The 1,295-nt window shown below is 62.9% G+C and carries 1 protein-coding gene; it reads left to right on the forward strand.

Going from position 1 to position 1,295, the window contains the following annotated elements; translation table 11 throughout:
• Positions 1-1,125, forward strand: a 1,125-nt coding sequence (locus tag QZL63_RS01845) for a helix-turn-helix domain-containing protein (protein WP_290585570.1), incomplete at its 5' end; no start/stop codon positions are given.
• Positions 1,126-1,295 lie beyond the last annotated feature (170 nt).

Here is a 1,295-nt window from a genome sequence, read left to right on the forward strand (position 1 = left end):
CGGAACGCCGCCCGCGGCTTCTCGTTCCAGGGCGACATGCGGCTGGCGATCTGCCACAGCCTGGTCGTCCGGCTGCACGGCGAGATCACCGTCGAGAGCACGCCCAACGCCCAGACGACCTTCACCGTAAGGCTCCCGCAGCTTCAGGTGACGGGCGAGAGCGCTCCCGCCGAGCAGCAGCACATTGTCGCCGGCAACACCGACTACGGACTGCCGCTGCAGCCCGCCCCGCGGCAGGAGTTCCCCTTCGACAAGAAGCGGCCGACGATGTTCGTCGTCAATGACAACCCCGAGATCATGAACTTCGTGGCCGAACTCTTTGCCGCGGAGTACAACATCAGGATGCCGGCCGGCATGGCCGAGGCGATCGATCTGCTGCGGCAGATGCACCCCGACATCATCGTCTGCGAGGCGCTGACCGAGAAGACCGAGAGCCTCGAGCTGATCCGCTACGTCAAGGAGGGGCGTCTCACGGCCCATATCCCCGTCATCCTGCTCTCGACCTCGCGGCAGATCGACGAGCGCATCAAGGGCGTTGAATCGGGTGCGGACATCTGTCTGACGCTGCCCTTCGACGTCGAGTACCTGAAGGCCGTGGCGGGGCAGCTGCTCAAGCGGAACCGTTCGCTGAAGGACTACTACAAATCGACGATCAGCGCTTTCGAGATCACCGACGGACGGATGATGCACCAGGATGACAAGGAGTTCATCGACCGCATGCTGAAGATCATCAACGACAACATCTCGAATACCGACATCTCGACCAAATTCATTGCCGCCGAATTGGGCATGAGCGTCCGCAACCTCTACCGCCGGCTGGACGGCATCCTGAACCAGACCCCGAGCCAGATCATCAAGGAGTACCGGCTGACGAAGGCCGAACAGCTGCTGACGACCACCAAACTCTCGATCGACGAGATCATCTACAAGGCCGGATTCGTCAATCGGGGCACCTTCTTCAAATGCTTTGCGGCCAAATACGGCTGCACGCCCAAAGTCTACCGCAAGGAGCGGCTCTCACAGGTGGACGGAGCCGTCGGCGCGGCCTCCGACGAAGAGTCCGACACCGTCACCGATACGGCAGGTACGTCGGCGCCGGGCCCGGACGCATCCCCGGCGGAGTGATCCCCGGAGCCGCGGCATGCGTCATACCCCGTCCGGAGCAGTTGCGGACATAACCGGGGCGACACACATGACTGCGGCACCCGGACGGCAATGCTGACCGGATTCCCCAGACAGCGGAATCCGGTCGCGGGACAAACGACGGAAAAGGCGGGCAGGATCTTCGGATCCTG

Source organism: Alistipes sp. CAG:268, assembly GCA_000434235.1.
Taxonomy (GTDB): Bacteria; Bacteroidota; Bacteroidia; order Bacteroidales; family Rikenellaceae; genus Alistipes; species Alistipes avistercoris.